Here is a 25,358-nt window from a genome sequence, read left to right as displayed (position 1 = left end):
GGACGAGGCGTGGTGAGCCTTTCGCCTGAAGCATCGCAAAGCCTCAACGCGGCGGCGCCTGCGCCGCTGCGCATCGTCCTCGACGGCATCGATCGCCTCGGCCGGCTCGACGGCTGGATCGGCGGCTTCTGTCTCCTGATGCTGACGCTGTTGATGCTGTGCGAGGTCGTAACCCGCTTCCTCTCGAACTTCCTGCCGTTCTTCCCGCCGACCATCTCGATCGCGTGGGAATATTCCTCCTATCTAATGGCGGCGGCCTTCACTTTCGGTGCCGCCATGACGCTGCGCGTCGGCGGCCACATCCGCGTCGTGCTGCTCCTGAAGAACGCACCCGTGCCGGTGCAGCGCGCGCTCGAGATCCTCTCGGCGGCGGCCGGCTTCGCCTTCATGGCGTTCCTGACCATGGCCATGGCGAAATTCGCCTGGAGCGCCTTCGTGCGCGGCCAGGTCTCGACCTCGAGCGACACGCCGCTGTGGTTTCCGCAAGCGATCGTCACCTTCGGCATGTTGCTGCTGACGCTGCAGTTCCTCGCGCGTGCGATCCAGGCCGCGCTCGGCCTGCCGCTGGAGGACCATCGCATGAAGGCCTCGCCCGTCGAATGACCGCCTTGCCCGCATCCGGATCCAAGATCGCATGACCATCGAAGTCGTCGCCCTGTTCGCGATCCTGTTTGTGCTGCTGGCTTGCGGCGTCTGGATCGGCCTCACGCTTGCGCTGACCGCGACGCTGCTGCTCGCGATGTTCCGTTCGGTCCCGCTCGACAAGCTGCTGCCGCAATACGCCTGGAACATCCTGACCACGCAGGAGCTGCTGGCGCTGCCGTTGTTCATCCTGATGGGCGAGTTGCTATTCCGCACCCGTCTGTCACGCTCCCTGTTTCAGGGATTGGCGCCCTGGGCCGGGCTGCTGCCCGGGCGCCTGCTGCATGTGAACGTGATCGGCTGCACCATCTTCGCGGCGATCTCGGGCTCGTCGGCCGCGACGACGCAGGTGATCGGCCGCATGTCGCTCAGCGAGCTCACGCGCCGAGGTTATTCCCGTGACATCGCGATCGGCTCGCTCGCCGGCGCCGGCACGCTGGGCTTCCTGATCCCGCCCTCCAACATCATGATCATCTACGGCGTGCTCGGCGACGTCTCGATCCTGAAGCTGTTCACCGCCGGCGTGCTGCCGGGCTTCCTGCTGGCCGCGACGTTCATGGCCTGGGTGATGCTGCACACCACCCTCAAACCCGCGATGGTGCCCGAGACCGAAGCCAAGCTCTCGCAGGTGCAGTGGAGCGAGCGCTTTGCAGCACTGAAGGATCTCGCGCCGGCGCTGTTCCTGATCGCATGCGTGCTCGGCTCGATGTATGGCGGGCTCGCAACGCCCTCGGAAGCTGCCGCGGTCGGCGTGCTCGGCGCGGCCCTGGTTGCCTGGGCGCAAGGCGCAATGTCGCAGCAGGTGATCCGCGACGTCTTGATCGGCTCGGTCGTCACCTGTTCGATGATCGCGCTGATCGTGCTGGGAGCCTCGATCCTCGGCAATGCCGCGGCCTTCCTCGGCATCCCGCAGGCGGTGGCCGCGTTCGTCAAGAGCCTCGGCCTGTCGCCCTTCATGCTGATCGTGGCGCTGATCGTCTTCTATCTCGTGCTCGGCTGTTTCCTCGACGGCTTCTCGATGATCGTGATGACGCTGCCGATCGTGCTGCCGATCGTGAAGGGTGCCGGCTTCGACGAGGTCTGGTTCGGCGTCTTCCTTGTGCTCGCCGTGGAGATGGCGCAGATCACGCCGCCCGTCGGCTTCAACCTGTTCGTGATCCAGGGGCTGACCGACGACGGTCTCGGCTATATCGCCCGCGTCACGATGCCGTACCTCATGATCATGATCGGATTCGTGCTGCTGCTGACGCTGTGGCCGGGCATCGTCACGATTCTGCCGAAGGTGCTTTACGGATAAGGCGACTTGTTCCGGGATCGGCGGCTCAAAAGCAAAACGGTCAGCGCCGCTGCCGTTTCAAGTCGCCCTGCATCGAAGCGACTTCGGCGCGCATTCCATATTTGCAGGCCCTGTGATCCGTCGTACAGTGTGACGGCAAGCAGAAGTACAACAGCAACCACTCCGGTGAACGTGGCTCCTCAGCGCGATGCGCCGAGGAGGGGACGTCTGTTGACGATTCGGTCCGATGGAGGACGATCGACGCACACTGAACTGCAAATACCCCTCGCAAGCCGCATTCACGAGACGCAATCAACAAACACAAGAGCGGGAGGAAGTGCAAATGAGGAAACAGTGGCTCAGCTCGGCCTTGGCTGTCGTTGTCGTTGCGACACTTGCAGCGACGGCGGCATTGGCTCAGTCCGTGGATACGGCCCGGATCGAGGCCGCCGGCCAGAACGATTGGCTCACCTATCACGGTTCGTACAAATCCCATCACTACAGCCCGCTTACACAGATCAATACGAGCAATGTCGGCAATCTGGGCGTGGCATGGATGCACATTCCCGGGCGATCGACGCGCGGCCTGCAGTCGATGCCGCTCGTCGCCGACGGCGTGCTGTACTATTCGGGCTCTTACAGCCGGGTCTTCGCGCTGAACGGCGCCAGCGGCGAGGTGATCTGGTCGTTCTTTCCGGAGCTGGATGAAGCGCTGATCAGCCGCCAGACCCACTCGCCCTATAACCGCGGCGTCGCTCTCGGCGAAGGCAAGGTCTTCGTCGGCACCATGGACGGTCGTGTCTTCGGGCTGGACGCCAAGACCGGAAAGGTTCTCTGGGAGACCAGGCTGATCGACTCGCAGAAGCTGACGGTCGGCTTCACCGGCGCGCCGCTCTACGCCAAGGGCAGCGTGATCATCGGCGCGCAAGGCGGCGAATGGCCGGGCCGCGGCCCGATCTTCGCGCTCGATGCCGCAACCGGAAAGAAGAAGTGGGAGTTCCTCACGGTCGCAGGCACCGAAGAGGCGATGAAGACCTGGGGCAACGAGTCCTGGCGCACCGGCGGTGGTGGCGGCTGGATGCCGGGCACCTACGATTCCGAGACCAACACTGTCCTGTGGGGCACTGCGAATCCGGCGCCGCTCTACGATTGGTCGGGTCCGGACTACAAGACCCAGGGGGCGCGTCCCGGCGATAACCTCTATACGAGCTCGGTGATCGGGCTCGACATCGATACCGGCAAGCTGAAATTCTACCATCAGGAACTGCCGCACGATGCCTGGGACTTCGACAGCTCGGTCGGCGAATTCGTGATGCTCGAGCGTGATGGCCAGAAATACGTGGTCCATCCGAACAAGGGCGGCTTTGTCTTCGTCTACGACCGCAATCTCAAAGTGAAGAACGTCTGGCGGCTGGTCGAGAACATCAACTTCGTCAAGGACATCGATCCCAAGACCGGCGCCCTGATCGGCCGTCGCGATTTCCCGGTCGGCAAGGTCACCGAACCGCCGCTGTGTCCGTTCATCGGCGGCGGCATCAGCTGGAACGCCGGCTCCTACAGCCCCAAGACCGGTCTCTATTACAAGATCGGACAGGAATGGTGCATGACGCTGGATATCCAGAAGACGACGCCGGTCACCACGCCGCAGGTCCAGCTCAACATCGGTGCCGATTTCAAGATGGTGCCTCCTCCGGGTGGCGAGATCTACGGACATCTCGACGCGCGCGATCCCATCACGGGCGCGAAGAAATGGGAGGTTCGCTATCCCGAGCCTCCGCTCGGAAGCGTGCTGTCGACCGCAGGCAACCTCGTCTTCGTGCCTGATTCGCGTGGCGTGCTGCACGCCTATGATGCCGAAACTGGCGCCGAGCTATGGAGGCACAACAACGGCACCGGCCATCAGGGCGGCATCGTCAGCTACTCCGTCGGCGGCAAGCAATATATCGCGGTGACGGCGGGCTTCGGCGGGATGCTGGCGGACGAATATGCGCCGAACTTCGGCGGCGTCTACAAGAGCATGCCGCGTGACGACGGCGCCCTGGTCGTCTTCAGCCTGAAATAGTCTGCCGCAGATGTTCTGATCATGGAGCGGGCGCAAGCCCGCTCCTCGATCGATGTCGCGGCCGCGTGGCTCAGGAATGGAGCGTAGCTGTTGAGACTGTCTTGCAAGACGATTTTGGCGGGGCTGGGCGCCTCGTTGCTGTGGGCTGCGATGGCCCAGGCCCAATCCGCCACACCCGCGCCGGAGAACACGGCGTTCGAGGTCGAGCAGGTGTTTGCGGGGACTTGCGGCTTCTGTCACTCCGACGGTGGCCGGGCCGCTGGGAAGGGGCCGCAACTGATGAATTCGCCGCGCGACGACGACTATATCCGCAGTCGCATCAAGCTCGGCAAGCAAGGAGCGATGCCGGCCTTTGACGGCGCCTTCACCGACGCCCAGATCGACCAGATGGTCAAGTACATCCGCGCCCTGAAACCGCGCGACGGCTGACTAGCATAGAGTGTGGAATGAAGACATTTGTCCCGGTCATCGTCGCTGCCGCCATCGTCCTGTCGGGGCAGGCGGCGGCGCGCCCCCTGGAGGCGATCCGCTCCAGCGGCGTGATCGGGCTCTGCGCACATCCCAATTCGCTTCCCTTCGCGCACAAGACCGGCGATCCGCCCGGCTTCCAGGTCGAACTCGGTCGGGTGCTGGCACGCGAGCTCGGTGTCTCGCTGCGGCTCGACTGGATCATCACGCAGTACCAGATGCGCAGCGCCGGCTGCGACATTCTCCTGGACGTCATCGCCGATCGCGAAGCGCAAGGCGAAACCCGTCTGAGAATCTCCAAACCGTATTATCGCACAGGCGTCGCGCTCGCCGTGCCGTCATCCAGCACGCTCACGTCCTTCGCCAGCCTCAACGAATCGACCAAGGTGGGCGTGCAGGTTGGATCGATCGCAGCCATGATCATCGGTCAGCGGCGCGTGCCGATATCGACCTTCGGCTTCGAGAGCGACAGCCTGGAGGCCGTGTCGAACCGCGAGATCGACGCCGCCGCGGTCACGCCCACCGCCGCCAGCTATTTCAATCTGACCCACCCGGACAAACCGCTCCGGATCCTCGATCGCGACGAGAGCACGGCCGATCTGAACTGGAACGTCGGCGTCGGCATGGTCCGCCCGGACGATGCGTTGCGCGAAGCCATCGACGCAGCCGTGGAGCGGCTGCGCAGCGACGGCACGATCGACCGGATCTACCGCCGCTACGGCATCGCGCTGCAGGCGCCGAGATAGCGCGCTGCCGCGCGAATAAGGAGCTCGCGTGCGGCCTCAGGCCGCCGCCTTCTTCCGCGCGAGCTCGGCCTTGTACAGCTCGAACTCCTCCGCGATCGCCTTGGCAATCGAAGGTCGCTGACGCAGCCGCTCGTGATACGCCTTCAGGTTCGGCCATTTCGCAAGCTCGATCGGCGGCGTCGCCATGGTCCAGTTGATGACCGTGACGAGATAGGCATCGGCCACGCTGAAATGGTCGAGCAGGAACTCGCGTCCCTTCAGGTAATTGTCGAGATAGTCGAGCCGCGACAGGTTCTTTTCCAGGGCATAGGCCTTGACTTCCTGCGGCGCCTTGCGGTCGAGCATGGGGATGAAGAGACCCTTGTGCAGCTCGGTGCCGATGAAGCAGAGCCATTGATGCAGCCGCGTGCGCTCGATGCCGGCGCTCGCGCCGAGGCCGGCTTGCGGGAAACGGTCCGCGACATATTGCAGGATCGCAGCGTTCTCGGTCAGCACCATGCCTTCATCGGTGCGCAGCGTCGGCACGAGGCCGATCGGATTCACGGTGCGGAAGTCGGAGCCGTCGCTCAAGACCTTCTTGGTCGGCGGATCGACTTCGAGGTAGTTCGCCTCGGCGCCGGCTTCATACAGCGCGACGCGTGTCGCCATCGAGCAGGCAAGCGGCGAGAAATAGAGATCCATCTGTAGCCTCCTTGGGCAATTCCTCTTTGGGTGTCGCTCAACCTGGCCAGATTGATTTTTGTACCATCTTGCATAATATGGGTGAGGTCAAGGAATAACTTGCGGAATGGTACAAAAATCGAAGCCGCCAGCTGCTGCCAATCAGCCCGAGCGTCGCGGCGAGTCCGAGCGTCGCGGTGGGCCTAAGCGCCGCGGCCGTCCGCGCGCCTACGAGCCCGATATCGCGCTCGGCAAGGCGCTCGACCTGTTCCGCAAGCAGGGTTTCGCGGCCACCTCGCTCGACGATCTCAGCGCAGCCACCGGCATGAACCGGCCGAGCCTCTACGGCGCCTTCGGCGACAAGCGCGAGCTCTACATCAAGAGCTATCAGCGCTACCGCGACGAGGCGGGCGCGGCGATGGTCGCGATCTTCCGCGAGGAGATGCCGCTGCGCCAGCGGCTGGAGCGCATCTACGCAGCCGCGCTGGACATCTATCTGTCCGGCGACACCGGACCGCGCGGTTGCTTCACGGTCGTGACCGCGGCCTCCGAGGCGGTCGGCGATCCCGAGATCCGCGCCATGGTGCTGGACGGCCTCACCGGGCTCGACAAGGCCTTTGCCAGTTGCTTCCGCCGCGCCAAGGAGAAAGGCGAGCTGCCGGAGAGCGCCGATCCGTTCGCGCTGGCACAGATCGCATCGGCCACCATCCACACCATCGCCATCCGCTCCCGCGCCCGCGTGCCGCGCAAGGAGCTGGAGGCGATCGTCAAGTGCGCGATCGACGTGATGATCGGCGCCAAAGGATAAGCTGGAAGCGAAGCTTCAATATCCCCGCGTTCGGTCCACCACGTTCTCCAGCGCGCCGCCCGCCTCAAACCGGGCGATCTGCTCGGCGACATAGGCCGAGATCGCATCCGCGTCGGTGTCGGCGGCATTGTGCGGCGTCAACACCACCTTGGGGTGGGTCCAGAACCGGCTGTCCTTCGGCTGCGGCTCCTGCACGAAGACGTCGAGCGAGGCGGCGCCGAGCGTGCCGTCGTCGAGGCAGGCGAGAATATCGGCCTCGTTCTGCAGGCCGCCGCGGCCGGCATTGATCAGCACCGGCGCGCCGAGCGGGCTGGTGCGATTGAGCTTGGCGAAGACCTCGCGGTTGAGGATGCCGTGCGTGTCTGATGTCAGCGGCAGCAGGCAGACCAGGATATCGGTCTTGCGCAGGAACGCGTCCATTCCGGCGGCGCCATGGAAGCATTCGACGCCCTCGATCGTGCGCGGGCTGCGGCTCCAGCCGGCGACGCGGAAGCCGAGCCGCCGCAGCACGTCGGCCGCATCGGCGCCGAGCGTGCCCAGCCCCATGACGCCGACCGTGATCGCGCTCGCCGGCCACTGATATCTGGGCTCCCAGCGCTTCTCGCGCTGCGATTGCCGCAGGTAAAGCTCCTGGCGGTGATGCATCAGAACGTGCAGCACGACATATTCGGTCATGCGATTGGTGAGATCGGGCACGGCGACGCGCACCAGCGGCACCTCGGGCAGGCTCTTGTCCGCCATTAGCGCGTCAACGCCGGCGCCAAGGTTGAAGATCGCCCGCAGATTGGGGAACGCACCGAGATCGCCGGGCACCGGCTTCCACACCGCCGCATAATGCACCTCCGTCGGATCGAGCCCGGCGTCCGGCAGCAGCACCACGCGGCGTCCCCCGCAGACCGCGTCGAAGCGGGCCTTCCAGCGCTCCGGCAGCCAGTTCTGCTGCGTGCTGTTGATCAGGACGGCCAGTGTGCCCATGGTCATTCGAAGTGCCTCTTCAGGTTCCGCGCAAGAAGGCCCTCCTTGGCACGATCTGCCGGATTTTTCTTGCAAATTTTTTCCGCAGCGCTGTCGGGGCGGGGCATATTGGCGCGTCTTCAGAACAGACGAGGGAAGTGCTGCCCATGCTTTACGCCATTCTTTGCTATCACGATGAGGATTTCGTCGGCTCCTGGAGCAAGGAACAGGACGAGGCCGTGATGAAGAAGCTCACCGTGGTGCAGGAGAAGCTCACCAGGCAGGGTCGACTCGGGCCGGTGGCGCGGCTGTTGCCGACGACCGCGGCGGCGACGCTGCGCAAGGAGGATCCGCCGCTGGTGCTCGACGGTCCCTATGCCGAGACCAAGGAGCAGCTCCTCGGCTTCTACATCGTCGACTGCAAGAATCTCGACGACGCGCTCGACGTCGCACGCGAGCTGGGTGCCGCCAATCCCGGCGGCGCCTATGAGGTGCGTCCCGTCGGTGTGTTCCGGCCCGGAGGAAACCTGACGTGAGCGAGGCCGATACCGCCTGGATCGAGACTGCGCTGACTTCGGCGCGACCCCAGGCGGTCGGCGCGCTGCTGCGCTATTTCCGCGATCTCGACACCGCCGAGGAGGCGTTTCAGAACGCCTGCCTGCGCGCGCTCAAGACCTGGCCGCAGAATGGGCCGCCGCGCGATCCCGCGGCCTGGCTGATCATGGTCGGCCGCAACGTCGCGATCGACGAAGTGCGACGCGCGCGCAGGCAGCAGCCGCTGCCTGAGGACGACCAGGCGATCTCCGATCTCGACGATGCCGAGGGCGAACTCGCCGAGCGGCTCGACGGCTCGCATTATCGCGACGACATCTTGCGGCTGATGTTCATCTGCTGCCATCCAGGACTGCCGGCGACGCAGCAGATCGCGCTGGCGCTGCGCATCGTCTCGGGCCTCACGGTGAAGCAGATCGCCCGCGCGTTCCTGGTCTCGGAAGCGGCGATGGAGCAGCGCATCACGCGCGCCAAGGCAAAGGTGGCCGAGGCCGGGACGCCGTTCGAGGCGCCGGGCGCGGTCGAGCGCTCTGAACGGCTCGCCGGCGTCGCGGCGATGATCTACCTGATCTTCAATGAAGGCTATTCGGCGAGCGGTGACACCGCGGAGATCAGGAAGCCGCTGTGCGAGGAGGCGATCCGGCTGGCGCGGCTGCTGCTGCGGCTGTTTCCGAGCGAGCCGGAGATCATGGGCCTGACCGCGCTGATCCTGTTGCAGCACGCGCGCAGCGCGGCGCGCTTTGCCGCGGACGGGTCGCTGATCCTGCTGGACGATCAGGATCGTTCGTTGTGGAACGGCACCATGATCGCGGAGGGCCTCGCGCTGATCGACAAGGCGATGCGCCACCGCCGCAGCGGGCCCTACCAGATCCAGGCCGCGATCGCCGCCCTGCATGCGCGCGCGGCGACGCCGGAGGAGACCGACTGGACGGAGATCGACCTGCTCTACGGCGCGCTCGAAGTGGTGCAGCCCTCGCCGGTGGTGACGCTCAACCGGGCGGTCGCGGTCTCCAAGGTGCGCGGGCCGCAGGCCGCGCTCGAGCTGATCGAGCCGCTGGCGCCGAAGCTCGCCAATTATTTCCATTTCTACGGCGTGCGCGGCGCCTTCCTGATGCAGCTCGGCCGCAACGACGAAGCCCGAATCGCCTTCGACCGCGCCATCGCGCTCGCCAACACCTCGGCCGAAGCCGCCCACATCCGCATGCATCTCGATCGCCTGATCCGGGACAGCCAGCCGAAGGCAAAGGAAAGCGCCAAGGCGAAGTAGGCCCGTCTGTTTCCACGCCATGACGTGGGGTGCGCAGTGCGCCAAAGAATTTCTGTCCCATTGTCGGGCCGGGGCCTCCCCCGTTCGTCCTAGGCTCCGTATCCACGGAGAGCCATCCATGCTGAAAGCCATTGCGGTCATCGCCATCGTTCTCGCCGCCGGCCTTGCCGCGGTCCTCGTCTTCGCCCTGACGAAACCCGACACGTTCCGTGTGGAACGCTCGCTCGCCGTCAAGGCACCGGCCGCTGTGATCTATCCGCTGGTTGCCGATTTCCATCGCTGGACCGCCTGGTCGCCGTATGAGACCCGCGATCCCGCCATGAAGCGGACGTTCGGCGGAACCGCGGCAGGGAAGGGTGCGACCTATGCCTGGGAGGGCGACAACAAGGTCGGCGCCGGCCATATGGAGATCCTGGAGGCGACCGGGCCCACCAAGCTCCGGATCAAGCTTGATTTCGAGCGGCCGTTCGAAGGCCACAACACCGCCGAGTTCACCTTTGTGCCGCAAGGCGATGCAACACTCGTCACATGGGTAATGTACGGTCCGGCCCCGTTCATGTCCAAGCTGATGCAGGTGTTCTTCAACATGGACAGCATGATCGGCAAGGATTTCGAGACCGGCCTCGCCGGCCTGAAGAAGCTCACCGAGAAGCAATAGGTCTCACGGCAAACGAAGAGGAGAGAAACGATGCTCAATCCCTATCTGTTCTACCAGGACAATTGCGAAGCAGCGTTCAACTATTACGCCAAGGTTCTCGGCGGCAAGATCGACGCGATGATGCGCGCATCGGATGCTCCGCCGGAGGTGCCGGCTACGCCCGGCCGCGAGAAGATGATCATGCATGCGCGGATGTCACTGCCGGACGGCACGGTATTGATGGCCTCCGACTCGCCGGCCGAGCATTTCCAGAAGCCGCAGGGCTTTGCAATCTCGCTTACGGTCAAGGACCCCGCAGATGGTGAGCGCAAGTTCAACGCGCTTGCCGACGGCGGCAGCGTCACCATGCCCTTCAGCAAGACGTTCTGGGCCAAGGGCTTCGGCATGTGTGTCGACAAGTTCGGCATTCCCTGGATGGTGAATTGCCCGGCCGAGGGCATGTGATAGAGCATGATCCGGAAAAGTGTGAAGCGGTTTTCCGAAAAGATCATGCTCACACAACAACCTAAAACGCGATGACGATTTATCCTATCGCATCGCGCTTTGGGCGCGACCGTCACCCGATCCCCTCTCTCCAATGCTGCGGGAGAGGGGACGTACGTTTCGTTACGTCAGGCGCCGATCAGCCGTTGTCCTTTCACCGGATTGATCCGGTGACGTCCTCGGGCGACGATTCCACGCAGCGAGGACAGATCACGAGCTTGGCGCCCAGCTTCCTGTCGTTCTCCGCCTGTATCTCGTCCTGGACCGCCCACCACGCCTCGGAATAGGGGCGCAATGTGCCGAGCACTTTTTCGCGCTCCTGATTGGGATCACTTGCAGCCGGCGCGCCGGTCGTGACGCGCCGCTTGGCCACATGCGGACGGTTCGGATCCTTGCCGAGGCCATCCCATGCAATGGCGCGGCGTTCCTGCGCTGGCGCCTCTGCGCATCCGATCAGCGCTGTGCAAAAAGTGAGCACGATCAAGCCGTGTCGAATCATGCCGGGCTTTTGCCTCCACAATCGGCGCGCAGAATCTGCGTGAGACACGCGCATCGTCGGTTCAATGGAACTCAAGGCAAAACAAACTTGCCGGCATGGCCGAATATGAGTCGTGCTTTCGCATCACTTTGCGGACGCAGTGAGGCCGCTTCGTGAAGCGAGCTGCATCGCACAACAATTGGCGCAAGATTGGGCTGTGCTCTGCACGTCAGAATCGTTATTGGTGAGTCATAAAAGCTACAAACTGGGATGGACGTCACTTGCAAGGGGAGCGACCGATGGCGGCGGCGCTACAGATCAACTTTGCTCTTTGGGGAATGCTCATTTGCGCCAGCGCGAAGCTGGCGCCAGTGATCCAGACGCTGTTTTGAAAGCGGTGGCGGCTGCCGGCTGTATCAGCGGCAACGCGGATAGATCGCGGCGAGTTCGCGCCCCTTCAACAGCAGCAACCGCGAGGTCAGACCGCCACGTCGGCTGATCCAGTCGCGCACCGGACCGGGATAGGCGGCAAGCACCGCGACCGATGCTTCCGGCTCGGCATAGAAGCGGCCGCGCCGGTCAACCGAGCGTGCGGCATGGAAGCCGAGCACGGCGCGCTTGGTGACGCAGATGCGCTCGCCCGGCACGATGCTCAGCACCAGCGTGCAGGCGGACAGGCAGGGACCGTCGATCACCACGCGCTCGCCACTGTCGCGGACCTTTTCGAACAGATCGAGGAACGGCCCGACCTGTCCGCCCGGAGACTGGATGATGCGGATCTCGGCCGCTGCGGGCGCGGCGGCGAGCAGCGCGGATGCAAGCATCAGAGCTTTGAGGAAGGTGATGCGTTGCATGAACTCTCCACCAACTCGCTTTCGAGGGTGGGCAAAGCGTAGCGTGCCCACCATCCGCACCGCAAATTTGGGATCGATGGTGGGCACGGCGCGTTGCGCCTTTGCCCACCCTACGAAATCTTGTTCCTACCCGTTGTGCCTTTGCCCGCGCAGCGTCGGCAGGCCGATGCCCGCCGCATCGAAGCCGCCGTCCACGGCCAAAATTTGGCCGGTGATGTAGCTCGCGCGGCCCGAGCACAGGAAATAGATCGCTTCCGCGAGTTCCTCTTCCAGGCCGTAGCGGTTGAGCGGAATGGCGTCGTGATAGTCGGCGCGGATCTCCTTGGTGTGCACCTGCTTCGCCATCGCGGTGTCGACCGGCCCCGGTGCGACCGCGTTGACGCGGATGTTGAGGGAGGCGAGCTCGACCGCGAGCTGCTTGGTAAGGTGTGCAAGGCCTGCTTTGCTGGTGCCGTAGGCCGAGCGCAGCGTCGAAGCGCGCACGGCTGAGATCGAGGTGATGTTGACGATGGCGCCGCCACCACCGTCGCGCATCAGGGGCACCGCGGCCTTGGTGCAGAGGAACGGTCCGGTGAGGTTGACCTCGAGCACGCGGCGCCAGTCGGCATCCGACGTCTCCATCAGCGGCGCGAACACCGCGATGCCGGCATTGTTGACCAGCGCGTCCAGCCGGCCGAACCGCCGCTCGATCGTCGTCATTGCGGTGCTGACTGCGGCTGCGTCGGCGACATCGCAGGTCAGCGCCAGCGTCGCCTCGCTCTGGCCGATGTCCGCGACCGCGCGGCCGAGCAGTTCGTGCTCGATGTCGAGCAGGGCCACGCGCCAGCCCTCGGCCAAGAATTTCTTCGCGGTCGCAAGCCCGATGCCGCGGGCGGCACCGGTGACGAGGGCGACTTTTTGCGGGGCTTGCGGCATTGGCTGATCTGTCCTGTGTCCGGGAGCAGCGCGCGAAGCGCCGGTTCCTTTTACTGCGCTTTCGTTCCGGCATGAAAGGCCTCGCCTAGCCCGATCGAGCCCGATGCGGCCCAGAATGCGCCAGCCGCGGCTGCGCTGCGGCCTCGAAATAATTTCTGTCCCGCTGTCGGCCCGGCAGAAGGCCGTTCGTCTTGGAGGGGACGCGGGCCCGGCCGTTTCCGCCCGCAGGACATATCGGAATGACTGAGAGCAGCAAGGAACTCCCATGCGATTCATGATGCTGATGATCCCGCTCGGCTACGAGAACGCGCCGCCGGAGCTGCAGCTCGATCCCGAGCGCGTCTCCGCGATGATGCGCTACAACGAGGCGCTGAAGGACGCAGGCGTGCTGATCACGCTCGATGGGCTGCACCCGCCGTCGACCGGGGCACGCGTCTCGTTTGCGACCGGCCAGCCCATCGTCACCGACGGGCCCTTCGCGGAAGCCAAGGAAGTCCTGGGCGGCTATTGGATGATCGAGGTCGCCTCGCGCGCCGAGGCGATCGCCTGGGCCAAGAAATGTCCCGCTTCAGCCAACGAGATCATCGAGGTCCGCCAGGTGCAGGAGATGGCCGACTACTCGCCCGAAGTGCAGGAGATCGTCGCCGGGTTCGGCGACCTGAAGACGTAGACGAGACGGCGGCTGCGCGATTCCCAATCAATCTGAAGGAGAAAACCCATGAGCACCGAACACAAATTTCTCGCCGTCTATCTCGGCAGCACGAGCGGATCGAAAATGGCGGCGTGGCGCGCGCTGCCCGAGGCCGAGCGGAAGGCGAAGGAGCAGGAGGGCATGGCCTCTTGGCACGGCTGGGTCGAGAAGCACAAATCCGCGATCGTCGAGATGGGCGGCCCGCTCGGCAAGACCCGCAGGATCGACGGGAGCGGAATCACCGAGGTCAGCAACGCGCTGACCGGTTTCACGGTGGTGCGTGCCGCCTCGCAGGAGGACGCTGCAAAGCTGTTCGAGAACCATCCGCATTTTGCGATCTTCCCGGGCGAGGCAATCGAGGTCATGCCCGTGCTGCCGATTCCGGAGATGTAGCCCCGGCCACCCGTCATTCCGGGTTCGATGCTCCGTATCGCCCCGGAATGACGTGAAAATACGGGTTAACCAGTCCGGCCGCCGCTAGTGACCTTCACGCCCGGCTCATGTAAAGCTCGTTCACATGAGCTGGCGCAAGGAGCAGCGCCGCGCCGAGCGCGGCTATCACCACGGCAATCTGAAGGAAGCCTTGTTGCAGGCGGCCCTCGGGCTGATCGCCGAGAAGGGGGCGGCCGGCTTCACCTTCGCCGATGCCGCGCGCATGGCCGGAGTCAGTGCGGCGGCGCCCTACCGGCATTTCCGCGACCGTGACGAGCTGCTGTCCTCTATCGCCCAGCGCGGTTTCGAGCAGTTCGAGGCGCGCCTGTCGGCGGCCTGGGACGACGGGCGGCCCGACACCGTCACCGCCTTCGAGCGCGTCGGCAAGGCCTATCTCGCCTTTGCCCGCGCGGAGCCGGCCTTCTACAACGCGATGTTCGAATCGGGCGTGCCGGTCGATGCCAATCCCGCACTTCAGGCGGCCAGCGAACGCGCCTTCAACATCATTCGAGCCGCAGCCGAGCGGCTCGCCGCACTGACGCCGCCCGGCACACCCCGCCCGCCGGCGATGATGATGGCGCTGCACATCTGGTCGATGTCGCATGGCGTGGCCTCGCTGTTTTCCCGCGGCGATGCTGCGCGACGCAAGCTGCCGATGTCGCCGGACGAGCTGCTGGAGGCCGAGGTACTGATTTATCTGCGCGGCCTCGGCTTCCCGATCGACCGCCGTCCTCCGGCCAGGGGCGCCGAGCCGCCACCGGTGCCGCCGGAGGCTCCCTCCGGTTCGGGCCTGCCGCCCGGCAGCCCCTGGGGCAAGCCGAAATAAGATTGCGCCAATAATCACGCGGGCGTGTCTTGCTGCCAGCTTGACAAAATCGCGGGATGGTCTAGCTATGTAAATGTTATTTACATTCACAACGGCGCTGGTGCCGTGATGGAGAAGGGAAATGGCCTACACCGCTGATGTCAATCGCTGGCGCGGCCCGTCGAACCAACAGCAATATTACGAGCGCCCCCGCATGCTGGACACGCCCTGGCATCCCGGCTGGATCGCCGTGACCATTCTCGGCTTCATCATCTGGTGGCCGATCGGACTTGCCCTTCTCTTTTTCACACTCGGGAGCAGAAGAATGTCGTGCTGGAGCAATCAGGATCGCTGGCAGAACAAGATGGAAAAGATGCAGTACAAGATGGATCGCATGCGCGACCGCATGGAGCGCCGGGGCTTTGGCTTTGGCTTCGGCCCGCCGTCCTCCGGCAACCGCGCCTTCGACGAGTATCGCAGTGAGACGCTGCGCCGGCTCGAGGAAGAGCAGGTCGAGTTCAAGAACTTCCTCGACCGCCTGCGTCACGCCAAGGACAAGGAAGAGTTCGACCAGTTCATGGCGCAGCACAAGACGCGTCCGACCCCGCCGCCGACCGATCAGCAGCAGGGCTGATCCGAAGAATTGCACCTCTCAAAGCCTTCAGGCGCATGCCCCCAAAGTCCTGATGGCCCCGAGCCGCCCGTCTGCGCAACCCGCAGGCGGGCGGTTTGGCTTATGTCACACTTCGATGGTCGTCCTGGCGATGCGAAGCGCCTGCGAGGGCTTTGCGAGGCCCATCACGCAGATGTGCAGGATCGATAGAACCCGGACCGCGCGAGCACCGACCAAGCCTTGACTGCGCCTCCGCGGCGCCGACGGGCACGATCATGACCAATATTGAACGCAAACAAATCAGCCAGCGCCTCGCATTGTTCGAGCGCGCGGCCGTGTTGTTCGAGCGCTTCGGCCCGGTCGTCCCGGTGGCGATCGCGTTCCTCAATGGATGGCCCACGGAAGTTCAGCTCTACCCGGAATGGCAGCTCGGTGAGTCCTGGCGGTTGTTTCTTAGCGCCTATCTATATTGGGGCGCATCGTACGCACTCAGCCGCGCGGTGTCGTTCGCGCAGGGAAGTATCGTCCCATGATCCTGCTCCGCGATTTCGCGCTTTTCGTCCTGCCCGTGCTGATCGCCGCAGGCGGCTGGCTCTATGCGCTCAGCCTCCGCAAGCAGGCTGACCCCGGCCGCGCCCGCGATGGACGCGCCCCGGCAACATGACCGCTGCCGGCCGGTGTCGCATGGCGTGGAGTTTCAGCGCGCCGTGGCGAGTTGCGCGTGAACCGAGGCCAGGAAGTATTCGTAGGCGTGGTCGACGATCTCGTTGAGCGATCGCGTTCGCGCGAACATCGCCTTGGCCTCCGCGAGAAACTCCTCGCGTGTCGGGATCTTCGGCAGATGCAGATGCGTCAGCGCGTCGACACCTTCATGCGCGCGATTGAGGATGTCGTGCAGCGTCGGCAGCTGCAACTGGGCGAGATCGGCCCGGCGGCGTGCCGACGAGATCGCATGCGCCAGGGTTTGCGCATCGAACCGTCCGGCGAGCTCGCGGGCCGCCCGCTGGATGACCCGCGCGCCGAGCGGCTGCTCGTTGCGCAGCACCTGTTCGGGCGGCGCCTTCATGTTCCAGACGACGCCGATCCACGACAGCAGCGTCAGGATGTAATAGGTCACGTCGACCTCCCACCAGCGAAAGCCCTGTCGCACGCTGCTCTGATAGGCGTGGTGATTGTTGTGCCAGCCCTCACCCAGCGTGACCAATGCCAGCAGCCAGTTGTTACGGGAATCATCGCCGGTCACGTAGCGCTTGCGCCCGTGCACATGGGCAAGCGAATTGATGCAGAAGGTCGCGTGATAGACCAGCACCGTGCTCCAGAGGAAGCCGACCACCAGACCCGACCATCCTGCGACCAGGAAGCAGAGCCCTGCCAGCACGAAGGCCGGCAGCAGCTCCAGCCGATGCAGCCACATCAGCTCGGGATAGGCGGCGAGATCGCCGACCTTCACGAGGTCGGTTGCGTCGTGCTGCCGGTAAAAGATCCAGCCGAGATGGCTATAGAGGAAGCCGCGGTGACGCGGTGAATGCACGTCGTTTTCAGTGTCGGAATGCAGGTGATGGTGGCGATGCTTGGCGGCCCACCACAACACGCTCTTCTGGGCGCTGCTTTGCGCAAGGCAGGCCAGGATGAACTGAAACACCCGGCTGGTCGCAAACGCCCGATGCGAGAAATAGCGATGGTAGCCGGCTCCGATCGCGAACATCCGCAAGCAATAGAGTGAGACGCAGATCGCGACCGCCTCCCAGGTGACGCCCGACCAGATTGCCGCAAGGCAGCCGAGATGGACCAGCAGGAACGGCAGGGCGGATGGATACATGATGTCGTCGTGCTGGTCGTCGGCGGGGGCGTTGAGCGGCATATTTGAGCGTGACCTCGGATGACGTGGATTCGGAACTGGCCGGCAGCTTGACGTCCGGCGGGTACCAAAACCCGCGGATGCCACCGCGGGCTTCGGCCGAAGGCTGGCCGCAGCTCTCTGGCAAGCAAGCCCGTAGCCTTACGGGGAGCATGGCGCACAGGTGGCCGCGCGTGTTGCCGACGCCAATTGGCGCGCAGGCGGCCTGCGTCCTATATTCGACAGCGAGAAGCAAGCGTCAAAACACCGCAGGCGGCAATGCGGACGGAGACTGCGATCGTGGCGAGCGACATCCTCTGGCAGGAGATACGCGGCGAGGCGCGGCGCGCCGCAGCGGCGGACCCCGTCTTCGGCAAGGCTGTCGCCGATGCCATCCTTGCCCATGATGATTTTACCGCTGCCTTGGCCGATCTGATCGGGCGTCGGCTGGGCGGCAGCGCCGCCGATCGCGAGCGCTTCACGACGTTTTCCCGCGATGCCTTTCGCGGCCAACCGGATCTGGTCGAAGCGGCCGGCCGCGATCTGCGCGCCATCATGCTCCGTGATCCCGCCATCGCCGGATTGTTGCCGCCGCTGCTGCACTTCAAGGGCTATGTCGCCCTGCAGTCCTGGCGCGTCTCGCACTGGCTATGGCGTCATGACCATCGTGATGCGGCGCTGCTGTTGCAGAACGAGGCTTCGAACGTCCTGCAGGTCAGCATTCATCCGGCCGCGAGCCTCGGCTCGTCGGTTTATCTCGACCATGCCACCGGCATCGTGATCGGTGCCAATGTCGTCATCGGCGACGAGGTGACCATCCTTCAGAATGTCAGCATCGGACGCCATGGCGACCTGCCGATGCGCTCGCCTCGCATCGGTCGCGGCGTGTTCATCGGCTCCGGCGCGACCATCCTCGGCGACATCGAGATCGGCGACTTCGCCAAGATCGGCGCCGGGACTGTCGTGACCGGTGACGTGCCTGGCGGCTGCACCGCAATCGGCAATCCCGCGCGGCTCACCAATTGCCTTGCGGCCGCTTCGTCCGCTTGACTGTCGCTCAGGCGGCGCGGCGGTGGCTTTCGCCGCCATGATGCGGGTTGACCGGCTCCGAGCTGGTCTGGCCCGGCGCATCCAGCACCGCGACGTGGTGGCGATAGACCATTTCCCAGCCCTTCCATCCCGTGAACAGAAGGATGCCGACCACGACCAGGGACAGCACGACGCCCCAGGGCTTGATCGCCGCCTCCGCGCCTTGGGCGTAGCGGAGATAGAAATTGACCAGGGCCAGCACCACCGCCGCGAGATTGCCGACCATGTGGTACCAGGCATCGTTCAGGCGGCGGATGCGTGGCTCGCTGAAGAAGTCGGTGAAGCCGGCTGCGGCGGCAACCAGCGCCATGACGATGCCGGCGCCGATCAGCCACATCGCGGCGCGTGCCCAAAAACCGTCGCCGGTTCCGATGAAGGCCAGATCGGCGATGGGAGCGCCGACCAGGAACGCGACGGGGAACGGAATCAGCATGGGGTGGAGCGGGTGATCGCCGATCGCGGCGGTCGTCTTGGGGTTGATGGACATGGCAGGACCTCGCTGAGCGTGATTTTCCGGACAATTTTTGGCACGAGAGCAGGTTCCTCCGGCCGGTGCGTCTGGAACACGGGATCCGGGGTCCATCCCCCTGCAGGGACTGTCTTTCCTGCAGCCAAATGCGCCGCCGGTAACCCCGCATTAACCATCGGCGGGCTCTGGTATGTGCGGACAGGCGTGCCCGGAGCCCGACGTCAAGGCCTGGGGTCGAGGCCCCTTAGTTTTGACATCTTGGCGGGGAATGCAGGCGGCCGGCTTTTGACGAGCCTTTGGACGAGCCCTGCACCCCAGAAAGACAAGGCTTTGAGCGGGCTTGCCCGCCGCGCGGGTCCGGCGCGGCTGTTGGGGAACACCGGCCGCGATTTGCTGGCCGAAGACATTAGGTAACGATCGCCTTGAGAGGATACTGCTTATGAATCCGGCCGAATTGGCTCAGACAGCCCTTCCGGTTGCTGCCTCCGCCGACGTGTCGCTGATCGCGCTGTTCTGGCAGGCTCACTGGATCGTGAAAGCGGTGATGCTGGGGCTTCTGGCCTGCTCGGTCTGGGTCTGGGCGATCGCCATCGACAAGATCTTTCTCTACGCGCGCACCCGCCGCTCGATGGACCGGTTCGAGCAGGCGTTCTGGTCCGGCGAGTCGATCGAGGAGCTCTATCGCACGCTGTCGGCCAAGCCGACGCATTCCATGGCGGCCTGCTTCGTGGCGGCGATGCGCGAGTGGAAGCGCTCGTTCGAGAGCCATGCCCGCTCGGTCGCAGGGCTTCAGATGCGCATCGACAAGGTGATGAACGTCTCGATTGCGCGCGAGGTCGAGCGGCTGGAACGGCGCCTTCTGGTGCTGGCGACCGTCGGCTCCGCCGGCCCCTTCGTCGGCCTGTTCGGCACGGTCTGGGGCATCATGTCGAGCTTCCAGTCGATCGCGGCCTCGAAAAATACTTCTCTGGCGGTGGTCGCCCCCGGTATCGCCGAGGCGCTGTTTGCGACCGCCGTCGGCCTTATCGCCGCCATTCCTGCCACTATTTTCTACAATAAGTTCACCTCCGAGGTGAACCGGCAGGCCCAGCGGCTCGAGGGCTTTGCTGATGAATTTTCAGCCATTCTGTCTCGTCAGATCGACGAGCGGGGCTGACGGACGGCATGTATAGTGTGAAGGGCAATCTGGGCACGCGATCATGGCCATGAACGTTGCGAGTTCGTCCGGCGGCGGCGGGCGCCGCGGCCGGCGCAAGCCGGTTGTGGCCGAGATCAACGTCACGCCGATGGTCGACGTCATGCTAGTGCTGCTCATCATCTTCATGGTGTCGGCACCGATGTTGACGGTCGGCGTCCCGCTCGACCTGCCCCAGACCAGTGCCAAGAGCCTCGAAAACAACGACCAGAAGCCGATCCAGATGTCGGTCGACATCAAGGGCAAGGTGTTCATCAACGACACCGAGATTGCGCTGAACGAGCTGATCCCGAAGCTGAAGGCGATCACCGATGCGCGCGGCGGCCTCGAGGAACGCATCTATCTGCGCGCCGACAAGAAGGCGGATTACGGCACCGTGGCCAAGGTGATGGGCCAGCTCTCGGGCGCCGGATTCAAGAAGCTGGCGCTCGTCACGGAAGCGGATCAGGGGTCTTGAGACCGTGAAGGTGAACGTCGACAAGACACTCGTTGCGTCGATTGCCCTGCATGTTCTCGTGCTGGGATGGGGGCTCGTCACCTTCAGCAGCAAGGCCTACATCGCTACGCAGGAATCGCTTCCGATCGACATCATCTCCTCCGATCAGCTCGCCAAGATGATGGCGGGGCAGAAGACCGGCAAGAAGGAAGAGCCGAAGCCGAAGGTCGAGAAGATCGCGGAGCCCAAGCCCGAGGAAGACGCCGTCGGCAAGGTCACCGAGAAGAAAGAGCTGATCAAGACCAACTCCCAGCCGGAGCCGCCGCCGAAGCCGGTCGAGAAGCCGGTGGAGAAGAAGCCGGAGCCGCCGAAGCCCGTGGCGGAGGCCAAGCCGAAGGAAGAGCCGAAGCCGCAGGAAAAGAAGCCTGATCCGGCCAAGGAAGATCCGATCGCCGAGCTGCAGAAGAAGATGGAGGCCAAGAAGCCGCCGCCCAAGCCCGTGGAGCAGAAGGTCGCGGCGGTGCAGCCGCAGCAGCAGCCCAAGCCCAAGGAGCGCACCTTCGACCCCGCGCAGATCCAGCGCGACCTCGACAAGCGCGCCGCGACCCGGCACGAGCAGACCGGCTCGGCGTTGAATGCATCGGCGTCGCTGGGAGCAGCAACCGGGACGGCCGCCAACAATGTTGCGACCTGGCAGGGCGCGTTCATGTCGGCGGTCAGGCGCTGCTTCACGCCCACCTACAACGGGCAGGATGCCGACCAATACGAAGTCGACATCGATATTTTTATGAAGATCGATGGAACACTGGCATCCGAGCCGGTTGTCGTTGCAGCGCGTGGGCCGTCCAGGTCGATCGCTCAGGCCGTGGCGGAGAGTGGCAAGCGTGCCATCGTCCAGTGTCAAGTCTATTCGTTCCTGCCGAAGCAGCAGTATGACACTTGGAAAACCATTCCGATGCGCTTCGGCCTGAAGGATATGTTGTGATCCGAACAAAAGAATTTTGCGATGAATGACATTCGATCGATGAACCGCCGCCGCTTCATGACGCTGACCGGATCCGCGCTTGCGACGCTTGGGGCTGGACATGCGCTCGCCCAACCGCAAAAGCGGCTTGAAATCAATCCCACCGAATTCCAGCCGATCCCGATCGCGATCAGCAACTTCCTGCCCGGCTCGCCCTCCGACGGCGACGTCGGCAACGGCGTCACGCAGGTCATCACCAACAATCTGAAGCGCTCGGGCCTGTTCGCGCCGATCGATCAGGCCGCCTTCATCGAGCGCATCAACAACATGGATGTCGCGCCGCAATTCCAGAACTGGAAGACCATCAACGCGCAGGCGCTCGTCACCGGCCGCATGACGCGGCAGCCGGACGGGCGGCTCAAGGCCGAATTCCGTCTGTGGGACGTCATCTCCGGCCAGCAGCTCGCCGGCCAGCAATATTTCACCTCGCCGGAATATTGGCGCCGCATCGCCCACATCATCTCCGACCAGATCTACGAGCGCATGACCGGCGAGAAGGGCTATTTCGACAGCCGCGTCGTGTTCGTGGACGAGACCGGGCCGAAGGAGCGCCGCGTCAAGCGGCTCGCGATCATGGATCAGGACGGCGCCAATGTGCGCTATCTGACCCGCGGCTCCGATCTCGTGCTGACCCCGCGCTTCTCGCCGAACTCGCAAGAGATCACCTACATGGAGTTCGGCCAGGGCGATCCGAAGGTCTATCTCTACAACATCGAGACCGGCCAGCGCGAGATCGTCGGCAACTTCCCCGGCATGACCTTCGCGCCGCGCTTCTCGCCGGACGGCCAGCGCGTCATCATGAGCCTGCAGCAGGGCGGCAATTCCAACCTGTTCGTGATGGATCTGCGCTCGCGCTCGACCACGCGTCTCACCGACACGCCGGCGATCGACACCTCGCCGTCCTATTCGCCCGACGGCAGCCGCATCTGCTTCGAGTCCGATCGTGGCGGCAGGTCGCAGATCTACGTGATGAGTGCGGGCGGCGGACAGGCGCAGCGCATCTCCTTCTCCAAGGACGACACCAACGCCAGCTACTCCACCCCGGTGTGGTCGCCGAAGGGCGACTACATCGCCTTCACCCGGCAGGGCGGCGGGCAGTTCGCGATCGGCGTCATGAAGCCCGACGGCTCGGGCGAGCGACTGCTCACCTCCGGTTTTCACAACGAAGGCCCGACCTTCTCGCCGAACGGCCGCGTGCTGATGTTCTTCCGCGATCCTGGCGGCAATGGCGGGCCGTCGCTGTACTCGGTCGACATCTCCGGCCGCAACGAATTGAAAGTGCCGACGCCGGGTTTTGCCTCGGACCCGGCATGGTCGCCACTGTTGTCCTCGACCTCGGGCTGACCACGGCGCAGTTGAAACATCGCGCGTTCAGACGCGCGATGTTTTCGAAAAACCGCACCGATTTTTTCCGAGTTTGCCGTGAACGGCAACACTTCCTTCACCTTGCGCCCGGCAAGGCTTGCCTACCTGCTTGATATTGCAGCGGAAATCATTTCGCTATTGCCGAAAAACAACCCGACTTTAACGATGTTCCCTCAGAAAAGCTTCATCTCGGCTGGGTAAGACTACGCGCTGAACAGGACGCGCGTACAAACCAAAATGCAGTTCGCAAGCCAGAGCGGAGAGCAGGGGCAGCCGCCGCCGGTCAATCCGGCGGCGCAGATCGATTCGCTCTTTGAAGCGCCCGGACCGCTGCTGGCCGGTCTCATCTTCGTGTCGATCGGTGCTGCGCTGACTGCGCTGAAGACAGGTGAGCCCCTGATTTGGGCGTGCGTGGCGCTGCTCGTCTTGGCCGGAACGGTGCGGGCGATCGATTTGCGTCGCTATCAGGGACGCAAGTCGAGTGTGACCGCCGAGGCGGCCAAACGCTGGCAGGCGCGGTATCAGATCGGCGCGAAGATCCAGGCCGCGGCGATCGGCATCTGGTGCGGCACGACTCTGCTCGCCACCGACGACGCGGTCGCGCACATGATTGCCTTGTCGGTCACGACAGGCATCGCCGCAGGGGGAGCGGGAAGGGCGTACGGACGACCGTCGATCTTCCATCTGCAGGCGCTGCTCATTTTCGCCCCGGCGGTGCTGGCATTGGCGTGGCGCGGCACGCCCTACTACATCGCGATGGCCGTTGTGAGCGCGGCCTTCCTGCTGGCGATCATGCAGCTCTCGGTCAACTTGCACCGGATCTTCATGGGCGCCGTGGTGGCGCGCGAGCGCGAAGCCGCACTTGCGGGCCAGTTCGATACCGCCCTCAACAACATGCCGCACGGTCTTTGCATGTTCCATCGCGATGGCCAGCTCGCGGTGATGAATCACCGCTTCGCGGCGATGATGAACCTGCCCGACCATCTGCCTCGGAGCGGCGCCAGCGCGCGCGACATCATCGCGGCATGCGTGCAGGCAAGATCCATCTCGAGCGCGGACGGCGAGCATATCGTCGCCGGCATCGAAAGTTCGCGGGAGAAGGAGATCATCACCGCCGAGGCGAACCTGGAGCGAAATCGGTCACTGTGCTGGACCGTTCAGCCGATGGCGGACGGAGGGGCGGTGCTGCTGCTCGAGGACATCACCGAGCGGCGCAACGCCGAGGCCAAGATCACCCATCTTGCGCGATACGACGACCTGACGGCGTTGCCGAACAGGGTCAACTTCCGCGACCAGATCGAGCACCTGCTGGCTGTCTCCCACGATGCGGCGCAGCTCTCCGCGCTGCTGTTCATCGACCTCGACCAGTTCAAGCAGGTCAACGACACGCTGGGCCATCCCTGCGGCGACCAGCTCCTGTGCGCCGTCGCCAACCGCCTGCGCGAGATGCTGCGCCCCGAGGATTTCGTCGCCCGGTTCGGCGGCGACGAGTTCGTCGTGTTCCAGCAGAACCTCACGTCGCCCGAGGATGCCGCGGCACTCGCCCGCCGCATCGTCGAGCGATTGAGCGAGCGGTACCGCATCGACAATCATCTGGTCGAGATCGGCGCCAGCGTCGGCATCGCGCTGACCTCGCCGGAGGGCACCAGCGCCGACACGCTGCTCAAGAACGCCGACATGGCGCTGTACCGCGCCAAAGCCGACGGCCGCGGCACCTATTGTTTCTTCCGCGACGAGATGGCCGCGACCGTCGAGGCGCGCCGCATCCTCGAGCTCGACCTGCGCAAGGCGCTCGCCAACGAGGAATTCGAGCTGTTCTTCCAGCCGCTGGTCAATCTGAGGTCCGGCAAGATCACCACCTGCGAAGCGCTGCTGCGCTGGAATCATCCGGTGCGCGGCACGGTCTCGCCGGTCGACATCATCCCGGTCGCCGAGGACATGGGCCTGATCGTCGATCTCGGCCGCTGGATCCTGCGCCGCGCCTGCATGGAATGCATGAAGTGGCCGGAAGGCGTCAGCGTCGCCGTCAATTTCTCGCCGCAACAATTCCACCAGCGCGACGTCCTGAGCGAAATCCGCTACGCGCTCGAAGTGTCGGGCCTGCCGGCGCATCGTCTTGAGATCGAGATCACCGAGTCGTCGCTGCTGCGCAACACCCAGCTCACCCACGACATCCTGTCGCAATTGCATGCGCTCGGCGTGCGCATCTCGCTCGACGATTTCGGCACCGGCTATTCCAGCCTCAGCTACCTGCACAATTTCCCGATGCAGAAGGTGAAGATCGATCGCTCCTTCCTCGAAGGCATCGATTCCGACCGGCCGCTGACGCTGCTGCGCGGTGTCGCGCGGCTGTCCGCCGATCTCGGCATGGCCGTCGTGGTCGAAGGCATCGAGACCAACGAGCAGCTCGAGCTGATCAGCGCCGACGGCACCGTGACCGAAGGGCAGGGCTACCTGTTCAGCCGGCCCGTACCGGCGGTGCGAATCCGGCAATTGCTCAACGCCTCGCATGGTCGTCGCGTGCCCGACGACCAGCTCGCCCTCGTGTCGTCGCGATAGGCCCGATTCCCTTCCCCTCT

At 64.4% G+C, this 25,358-nt stretch carries 30 protein-coding genes; 23 read left to right on the top strand and 7 right to left on the bottom strand.

All coding sequences use genetic code 11. The features are described 5' to 3' along the window. Positions 1-9 precede the first annotated feature (9 nt). The 5 genes from N2605_RS29240 to N2605_RS29220 all read left to right on the top strand — a co-directional run bounded on the left by N2605_RS29240 (position 10) and on the right by N2605_RS29220 (position 5,194). Positions 10-603 carry a TRAP transporter small permease subunit gene (locus N2605_RS29240; RefSeq protein WP_109142492.1) on the top strand — a complete coding sequence of 198 codons (594 nt, stop codon included), beginning with the start codon at positions 10-12 and terminating at the stop codon, positions 601-603. A gap of 31 nt (positions 604-634) precedes the next feature. After that, the gene (locus N2605_RS29235; RefSeq protein WP_260344248.1) at positions 635-1,939 is read left to right on the top strand and encodes a TRAP transporter large permease; all 1,305 of its coding nucleotides are present in this window, start codon (positions 635-637) and stop codon (positions 1,937-1,939) included. A 322-nt stretch (positions 1,940-2,261) separates the two neighbouring features. Continuing rightward, on the top strand, positions 2,262-3,980 hold the full coding sequence (locus N2605_RS29230) for a pyrroloquinoline quinone-dependent dehydrogenase (protein WP_035998486.1): 1,719 nt from the start codon (positions 2,262-2,264) through the stop codon (positions 3,978-3,980). A 90-nt stretch (positions 3,981-4,070) separates the two neighbouring features. Then, positions 4,071-4,409, top strand: coding sequence for a c-type cytochrome (locus N2605_RS29225; protein ID WP_225187947.1), 339 nt, complete (start codon positions 4,071-4,073; stop codon positions 4,407-4,409). A gap of 17 nt (positions 4,410-4,426) precedes the next feature. After that, a complete protein-coding gene (locus tag N2605_RS29220; RefSeq protein WP_057028082.1) occupies positions 4,427-5,194 on the top strand; it encodes a substrate-binding periplasmic protein in 768 nt (255 codons plus the stop codon). A gap of 36 nt (positions 5,195-5,230) precedes the next feature. Here N2605_RS29220 and N2605_RS29215 read toward each other — a convergent pair whose 3' ends face one another. Beyond that, a complete protein-coding gene (locus tag N2605_RS29215) occupies positions 5,231-5,875 on the bottom strand; it encodes a glutathione binding-like protein (protein ID WP_036021833.1) in 645 nt (214 codons plus the stop codon). Positions 5,876-5,981: 106 nt separating this feature from the next. Between N2605_RS29215 and N2605_RS29210 the strand changes: the two genes are divergently transcribed. Continuing rightward, positions 5,982-6,662, top strand: coding sequence for a TetR/AcrR family transcriptional regulator (locus N2605_RS29210; protein ID WP_225156802.1), 681 nt, complete (start codon positions 5,982-5,984; stop codon positions 6,660-6,662). 15 nt (positions 6,663-6,677) lie between these two features. On the opposite strand, the gene N2605_RS29205 is transcribed toward N2605_RS29210, so the two are convergent. Beyond that, the gene (locus tag N2605_RS29205; RefSeq protein ID WP_225183479.1) at positions 6,678-7,643 is read right to left on the bottom strand and encodes a 2-hydroxyacid dehydrogenase; all 966 of its coding nucleotides are present in this window, start codon (positions 7,641-7,643) and stop codon (positions 6,678-6,680) included. Between the two features lie 140 nt (positions 7,644-7,783). Here N2605_RS29205 and N2605_RS29200 point away from each other — a divergent pair, with 140 nt between their 5' ends. From N2605_RS29200 to N2605_RS29185, 4 genes are all read left to right on the top strand, one after another. Continuing rightward, a complete protein-coding gene (locus tag N2605_RS29200; RefSeq protein WP_035998498.1) occupies positions 7,784-8,152 on the top strand; it encodes a YciI family protein in 369 nt (122 codons plus the stop codon). Beyond that, positions 8,149-9,435 carry an RNA polymerase sigma factor gene (locus tag N2605_RS29195; protein ID WP_035998501.1) on the top strand — a complete coding sequence of 429 codons (1,287 nt, stop codon included), beginning with the start codon at positions 8,149-8,151 and terminating at the stop codon, positions 9,433-9,435. Before N2605_RS29200 ends, N2605_RS29195 begins: the two co-directional genes overlap by 4 nt. A gap of 118 nt (positions 9,436-9,553) precedes the next feature. After that, positions 9,554-10,093 carry a K(+)-transporting ATPase subunit F gene (gene kdpF / locus N2605_RS29190; RefSeq protein WP_260344246.1) on the top strand — a complete coding sequence of 180 codons (540 nt, stop codon included), beginning with the start codon at positions 9,554-9,556 and terminating at the stop codon, positions 10,091-10,093. A 30-nt stretch (positions 10,094-10,123) separates the two neighbouring features. Further along, positions 10,124-10,537, top strand: coding sequence for a VOC family protein (locus N2605_RS29185; protein WP_035998505.1), 414 nt, complete (start codon positions 10,124-10,126; stop codon positions 10,535-10,537). 193 nt (positions 10,538-10,730) lie between these two features. On the opposite strand, the gene N2605_RS29180 is transcribed toward N2605_RS29185, so the two are convergent. The 3 genes from N2605_RS29180 to N2605_RS29170 form a co-directional block, all read right to left on the bottom strand. Then, complete coding sequence (locus N2605_RS29180; RefSeq protein WP_035998508.1) at positions 10,731-11,075, bottom strand: hypothetical protein; 345 nt, start codon at positions 11,073-11,075, stop codon at positions 10,731-10,733. A gap of 395 nt (positions 11,076-11,470) precedes the next feature. Continuing rightward, the gene (locus N2605_RS29175) at positions 11,471-11,908 is read right to left on the bottom strand and encodes a hypothetical protein (RefSeq protein ID WP_260344245.1); all 438 of its coding nucleotides are present in this window, start codon (positions 11,906-11,908) and stop codon (positions 11,471-11,473) included. Between the two features lie 126 nt (positions 11,909-12,034). Beyond that, positions 12,035-12,823, bottom strand: coding sequence for an SDR family NAD(P)-dependent oxidoreductase (locus tag N2605_RS29170; protein WP_260344244.1), 789 nt, complete (start codon positions 12,821-12,823; stop codon positions 12,035-12,037). A gap of 265 nt (positions 12,824-13,088) precedes the next feature. On the opposite strand from N2605_RS29170, the gene N2605_RS29165 reads away from it, so the two are divergent. From N2605_RS29165 to N2605_RS29140, 6 genes are all read left to right on the top strand, one after another. Then, positions 13,089-13,493, top strand: coding sequence for a YciI family protein (locus N2605_RS29165; protein WP_260344243.1), 405 nt, complete (start codon positions 13,089-13,091; stop codon positions 13,491-13,493). Between the two features lie 48 nt (positions 13,494-13,541). Further along, entirely contained in the window at positions 13,542-13,907 is a 366-nt protein-coding gene (locus N2605_RS29160) for a hypothetical protein (RefSeq protein ID WP_260344242.1), read from the top strand. A gap of 124 nt (positions 13,908-14,031) precedes the next feature. Beyond that, the gene (locus N2605_RS29155; protein ID WP_057028075.1) at positions 14,032-14,772 is read left to right on the top strand and encodes a TetR/AcrR family transcriptional regulator; all 741 of its coding nucleotides are present in this window, start codon (positions 14,032-14,034) and stop codon (positions 14,770-14,772) included. Between the two features lie 121 nt (positions 14,773-14,893). Continuing rightward, complete coding sequence (locus N2605_RS29150) at positions 14,894-15,385, top strand: DUF2852 domain-containing protein (RefSeq protein WP_036041312.1); 492 nt, start codon at positions 14,894-14,896, stop codon at positions 15,383-15,385. 254 nt (positions 15,386-15,639) lie between these two features. Continuing rightward, complete coding sequence (locus N2605_RS29145; protein WP_260344241.1) at positions 15,640-15,897, top strand: hypothetical protein; 258 nt, start codon at positions 15,640-15,642, stop codon at positions 15,895-15,897. After that, the gene (locus N2605_RS29140; protein WP_260344240.1) at positions 15,894-16,028 is read left to right on the top strand and encodes a hypothetical protein; all 135 of its coding nucleotides are present in this window, start codon (positions 15,894-15,896) and stop codon (positions 16,026-16,028) included. The genes N2605_RS29145 and N2605_RS29140 overlap by 4 nt, the downstream gene beginning before the upstream one ends. Before the next feature lie 33 nt (positions 16,029-16,061). Here N2605_RS29140 and N2605_RS29135 read toward each other — a convergent pair whose 3' ends face one another. Then, a complete protein-coding gene (locus N2605_RS29135; protein WP_057028073.1) occupies positions 16,062-17,225 on the bottom strand; it encodes an acyl-CoA desaturase in 1,164 nt (387 codons plus the stop codon). Between the two features lie 255 nt (positions 17,226-17,480). Between N2605_RS29135 and N2605_RS29130 the strand changes: the two genes are divergently transcribed. Further along, the gene (locus N2605_RS29130) at positions 17,481-18,251 is read left to right on the top strand and encodes a serine acetyltransferase domain-containing protein (RefSeq protein ID WP_260344239.1); all 771 of its coding nucleotides are present in this window, start codon (positions 17,481-17,483) and stop codon (positions 18,249-18,251) included. Positions 18,252-18,258: 7 nt separating this feature from the next. Here N2605_RS29130 and N2605_RS29125 read toward each other — a convergent pair whose 3' ends face one another. Then, positions 18,259-18,777, bottom strand: coding sequence for a DUF2231 domain-containing protein (locus tag N2605_RS29125; protein WP_035998550.1), 519 nt, complete (start codon positions 18,775-18,777; stop codon positions 18,259-18,261). Between the two features lie 421 nt (positions 18,778-19,198). Here N2605_RS29125 and tolQ point away from each other — a divergent pair, with 421 nt between their 5' ends. From tolQ to N2605_RS29095, 6 genes are all read left to right on the top strand, one after another. After that, positions 19,199-19,915, top strand: a complete 717-nt coding sequence (gene tolQ, locus N2605_RS29120; protein ID WP_225126318.1) for a protein TolQ — start codon at positions 19,199-19,201, stop codon at positions 19,913-19,915. A gap of 43 nt (positions 19,916-19,958) precedes the next feature. After that, positions 19,959-20,411 carry a protein TolR gene (gene tolR / locus N2605_RS29115; protein WP_036021864.1) on the top strand — a complete coding sequence of 151 codons (453 nt, stop codon included), beginning with the start codon at positions 19,959-19,961 and terminating at the stop codon, positions 20,409-20,411. Between the two features lie 4 nt (positions 20,412-20,415). Further along, positions 20,416-21,375 carry a protein TolA gene (locus tag N2605_RS29110; protein ID WP_081494442.1) on the top strand — a complete coding sequence of 320 codons (960 nt, stop codon included), beginning with the start codon at positions 20,416-20,418 and terminating at the stop codon, positions 21,373-21,375. 39 nt (positions 21,376-21,414) lie between these two features. Then, the gene (gene tolB, locus N2605_RS29105; RefSeq protein ID WP_035998559.1) at positions 21,415-22,758 is read left to right on the top strand and encodes a Tol-Pal system beta propeller repeat protein TolB; all 1,344 of its coding nucleotides are present in this window, start codon (positions 21,415-21,417) and stop codon (positions 22,756-22,758) included. Between the two features lie 78 nt (positions 22,759-22,836). Further along, positions 22,837-22,980: a hypothetical protein gene (locus N2605_RS29100; RefSeq protein ID WP_157783954.1), complete on the top strand. Its 144-nt coding sequence runs from the start codon at positions 22,837-22,839 to the stop codon at positions 22,978-22,980. 36 nt (positions 22,981-23,016) lie between these two features. Beyond that, positions 23,017-25,338 (top strand): putative bifunctional diguanylate cyclase/phosphodiesterase, encoded by a 2,322-nt coding sequence (locus N2605_RS29095; RefSeq protein WP_036021865.1) that lies wholly within the window; start codon positions 23,017-23,019, stop codon positions 25,336-25,338. Positions 25,339-25,358 lie beyond the last annotated feature (20 nt).

Source organism: Bradyrhizobium yuanmingense (assembly GCF_025200905.1).
Classification (GTDB): domain Bacteria; phylum Pseudomonadota; class Alphaproteobacteria; order Rhizobiales; family Xanthobacteraceae; genus Bradyrhizobium; species Bradyrhizobium yuanmingense.
This window is presented reverse-complemented; position numbering and strand designations above follow the sequence as displayed.